The following is a 4,142-nucleotide window of genomic DNA, read 5'->3' as shown; positions in this document are numbered from 1 at the left end:
ATCGGCGGCTGGGTCAGGGGCGCCAGTTCACCGCCGGTGATCATGTCGTCGGCGTTGGCGTCCAGGCGGGTGAACATCTGGTCCTGGCGCGCCTGCATGGCTTCCAGCGTCATGGGGCCGCCCGTTCCGGGCGAGGCCTGGCCGGGCGGCGGGGTCTGGGCGGCGGCGGCGGCGGCGACGAGAACCACGAGCGCGGCGGACGAGGCGAAGGCGATGCGGATCATGGGGTATCTCCATGCCGGGTTCCACGGGGTGAGGCCAGTGTACGCCCGTTTCAACGAGCTTGTCCCGCGTCTGAATTCGCTTGCAAAATCATATAAGGATATCTTTATATAAACCTATGTCGTTGACCGCGGACCAAGCGATCGAAGCCCTGCGCGCCGCAGGGGAGCCCACCCGTCTGCGGGTTCTCTCCCTGCTGGCCAGCGAAGAGCTGTCCGTGATGGAGCTGTCGCGGATTCTGGAGCAGAGCCAGCCGCGCGTGTCGCGCCACCTGAAGCTGATGGCCGACGCAGGCCTGATCGAGCGATTCCCGGACGGCGCGCGCGTCTTCTACCGTCTATCGTCCGATCCTGTGGAGCGCCGGCTGGTCGACACCGTGCTGGACCTGATGGAGGACGCGGCCCACGAGGCGGACGAACGCCGCCTCGAAGACGTGCGCCGCGATCGCGGGGCCGCCGCCAGCGCCTATTTCGAACGCGTCGCGCCCCAGTGGGACCGCATCCGGTCGCTGTACGTCAGCGAGACCGCCGTCGAGGCCGCAATCAAGCGAGCGGCCGGCGACGGGCCGTTCGAACGGGTGGTCGACCTTGGCACCGGTTCCGGCCGGATGCTGACCCTGCTGGGCAAGACGGCGAAGATGTCGGTCGGCCTGGACCTTAGCCAGAACATGCTCAACATCGCCCGAGCCAATGTGACCCGGGCCGGGCTGGAAAAATGCGAGCTGCGCCACGGCGACATCTTCGCCACCCGCCTGCCGGAACACAGCGCCGATCTGGTGCTGGTGCATCAGGTCCTGCACTACCTCGCCGATCCCGCGGCGGCCGTAGCCGAGGCGGCGCGGCTGGTCATGCCGGGCGGCCGGCTGCTGATCGTCGACTTCGCGCCGCACCAGCTGGAGCACCTGCGCGAGGAACATCAGCACCGCCGGCTCGGTTTCTCCGACCCGGAGATGCGACGCTGGTTGACCGGCGCCGGCCTGAAGCCCGGCGCGCCCACAGCCCTTCCCCCCGACACCGACGGCCTGACCGTCTCCATCTGGACCGCCGAACGTCCAGCCGCAGCCAAGGCCCAGGTAGCATGAGCATCGCCCCCCGCAGTCTGGCCGAGGCCCGCGCCATGTTGCTCTCGCCGCTGGGCCCCGTCGCCCGCGCCGGTCAGGATCAGTCGCGTCCCCGCGTCTCGTTCGAATTCTTCCCGCCCAAGTCCGACGAGGCCGAGGCCAATCTGTGGAAGGCGGTCACCCGCCTGGCCCCGCTTGAGCCGGACTTCGTCTCGGTGACCTATGGCGCCGGCGGCTCGACCCGCGAGCGGACCCACCGGACGGTCGAGCGCATCCTGGCCGAAACCAGCCTGGTCCCCGCCGCCCACCTGACCTGCGTCGAGGCCAGCCGCGAGGACGTGGACGCGGTCATCGAGGGCTATCGCGATGCGGGCGTGCGTCACATCGTGGCCCTGCGCGGGGACCCGCCGGGCGGCAACGGCATCGGCGGCGCCTATGTTCCGCGTGCGGACGGTTACGCCAACGCCACCGAACTGACCGCCGCGATCACGGCGAAAGGCGGCTTCGACGTCATCGTCGGCTGCTATCCCGAAGGCCATCCCGAAAGCCCGTCGACCGACCACGACATCGACGTGCTGAAGGCCAAGGTCGACGCGGGCGCGACCCGCGCGATCAGCCAGTTCTTCTTCGACATCGACGCCTTCCTGCGCTTCCGGGACCGTGTTCGCGCGGCCGGGATCACCATCCCGATGTCGCCGGGCATCATGCCCGTGACCAATTTCAACGGCCTCAAGCGAATGTCGGCGGCGTGCGGCGCGGCCGTGCCCGACTGGCTGGCGGCCCATTTCGACGGGCTGGACGACGACCCCGAAACCCGCAAGCTGATCGCCGCCTCGGTCGCCGCCGAGACCTGCGCCCGGCTGCAGGAGGAAGGCTTCGCCGACTTCCACTTCTACACACTGAACCGCGCCGACCTGGTCTATGCGATCTGCCGGGTCCTGGGCGTGCGCGAGACGAAAGCGGCTACAGTATGAGTACTCCCCTTCCCCGCAGCGAACGCATCGCCGCCCTGCACCGGATCGCGAAAGAGCGGATTCTGGTGCTCGACGGCGCCTGGGGCGTCATGATCCAGCGCAGCGAACTGTCCGAGGAGGATTTCCGCGGCGAGCGCTTCGCCGGCCACAACGGCCAGATGAAGGGCAATAACGACATCCTGTGCATCACCCGCCCGGACGTCATCGCGGGCCTGCACGACCAGTATTTCGCCGCCGGCGCCGACATCAGCGAGACCAACACCTTCTCGGCCACCGTCATCGCCCAGGACGACTACAAGCTGGACGAACAGTCGGTGTGGGACATCAATCTGGAGGGCGCGAAACTGGCCCGCGCCGCCGCCGACCGCTGGACCGCGAAGGAGCCGCACAAACCGCGCTTCGCCGCCGGTTCGATCGGCCCCCTGAACAAGATGCTGTCGATGTCCTCGGACGTGAACGACCCCGGCGCCCGGCTGGTGACCTTCGACCAGGTCTATGACGCCTACCGCCATCAGGTGAAGGCCCTGAACGAGGGCGGCGTCGACCTGTATCTGATCGAAACCATCACCGACACGCTGAACTGCAAGGCCGCGATCAAGGCCATCAAGGACCTCGAGGACGAGGGCATGGAGGCCCTGCCGATCTGGATTTCGGGCACCATCACCGACCGTTCGGGTCGCACCCTGTCGGGCCAGACGGCCGAGGCCTTCTGGAACAGCGTGCGCCACGCCAAACCCTTCGCCGTGGGCTTCAACTGCGCCCTGGGCGCCGATCTGATGCGGCCGTTCATCGCCGAACTGAGCCGCGTCGCCGATACGCTGGTCGCCGCCTATCCCAACGCCGGCCTGCCCAACGCCATGGGCCAGTACGACGAGGAACCGCACCAGACCGCCCACTTCATCGAGGAATGGGCGGCCTCGGGCCTGGTCAACATCGTCGGCGGCTGTTGCGGCACGACGCCCGAACACATCCGGCATACGGCCGAGGCGGTCTCGAAACTGCCGACCCGCGAAATTCCCGAACGCCCCGTGGCCATGCGCCTCTCGGGCCTCGAACCCTTTGAGTTGGTAGCGTGACCGTCCAGAACCCCAGCCCCTTCGCCGACCCCGCCGCCATCACCCATTACGCGGACAACGCACGTCGGACCGTGCCTGGCATGGATGCGGTCCACCGCATGTCATCGGTCCTGCTCGCGGAGCAGGCGCCTTCTGACGCCCGCATTCTGATCCTCGGCGCCGGCGGCGGGCTGGAGCTTAAAGTCTTCGCCGACGATCATCCGGACTGGACATTCGACGGCGTGGATCCGGCCCCGGCCATGCTGGACCTCGCGCGAGCGACCCTCGGCGCCCACGCTGACCGGGTGACCCTCCACACGGGCTATATCGGCAGCGCGCCGGGAGGTCCCTTCGATGGCGGCGCCTGTCTGCTGACCATGCACTTCCTTGACGCGGACCAGCGGCTGGACACGCTGAAGCAGGTTCGGCAGCGTCTCAAGCCGGGCGCCCCGTTCGTGGTGATGCACATCAGCTACGAGCAGGAGTCACAGGCGCGTGAGCGTTGGCTGGATCGCGAGGAGGCCTATCTGGTAGCCTCCGGCGGGGCGCCAGCGGATGCCCGTCGCCGCCGCGAGGCGGTGTCCAAAGCGCTGCACAGTCTGTCGCCCGAACAGGACGAGGCCCTGCTTGTGCAGGCGGGGTTCTCCGCAGTCAGCCAGTTCTACGCCGCCTTCACGTTCCGCGGCTGGGTGGCCTACGCCTGATGCGCCCGACCTTCATCAACGTCGGCGAGCGGACCAACGTCACCGGCTCGGCCAAATTCAAGAAGCTGATCATCGACGGCGACTATTCCGCCGCCCTGTCGGTGGCGCGCCAGCAGGTCGAGGCGGG

At 68.1% G+C, this 4,142-nt stretch carries 5 protein-coding genes and 1 pseudogene; 5 read left to right on the top strand and 1 reads right to left on the bottom strand.

What is annotated here, in order from left to right; all coding sequences use genetic code 11:
* Positions 1 to 224, bottom strand: a pseudogene (locus V6M42_RS07925) (hypothetical protein); the annotation flags it as partial.
* Between the two features lie 116 nt (positions 225 to 340).
* Here V6M42_RS07925 and V6M42_RS07920 point away from each other — a divergent pair.
* From V6M42_RS07920 to V6M42_RS15300, 5 genes are all read left to right on the top strand, one after another.
* On the top strand, positions 341 to 1,303 hold the full coding sequence (locus tag V6M42_RS07920) for an ArsR/SmtB family transcription factor (protein ID WP_332661235.1): 963 nt from the start codon (positions 341 to 343) through the stop codon (positions 1,301 to 1,303).
* A 35-nt stretch (positions 1,304 to 1,338) separates the two neighbouring features.
* Positions 1,339 to 2,256: a methylenetetrahydrofolate reductase [NAD(P)H] gene (gene metF, locus V6M42_RS07915; RefSeq protein WP_332661257.1), complete on the top strand. Its 918-nt coding sequence runs from the start codon at positions 1,339 to 1,341 to the stop codon at positions 2,254 to 2,256.
* The gene (locus V6M42_RS07910) at positions 2,253 to 3,332 is read left to right on the top strand and encodes a homocysteine S-methyltransferase family protein (protein WP_332678103.1); all 1,080 of its coding nucleotides are present in this window, start codon (positions 2,253 to 2,255) and stop codon (positions 3,330 to 3,332) included. The genes metF and V6M42_RS07910 overlap by 4 nt, the downstream gene beginning before the upstream one ends.
* On the top strand, positions 3,329 to 4,015 hold the full coding sequence (locus V6M42_RS07905) for a class I SAM-dependent methyltransferase (protein ID WP_332678102.1): 687 nt from the start codon (positions 3,329 to 3,331) through the stop codon (positions 4,013 to 4,015). The genes V6M42_RS07910 and V6M42_RS07905 overlap by 4 nt, the downstream gene beginning before the upstream one ends.
* The coding region (locus V6M42_RS15300) for a hypothetical protein (protein ID WP_442880940.1) at positions 4,015 to 4,142 on the top strand (128 nt) is incomplete at its 3' end. The genes V6M42_RS07905 and V6M42_RS15300, both read left to right, overlap by 1 nt.

The organism is Brevundimonas sp. (assembly GCF_036677305.1).
Taxonomy (GTDB): Bacteria; Pseudomonadota; Alphaproteobacteria; order Caulobacterales; family Caulobacteraceae; genus Brevundimonas.
This window is presented reverse-complemented; position numbering and strand designations above follow the sequence as displayed.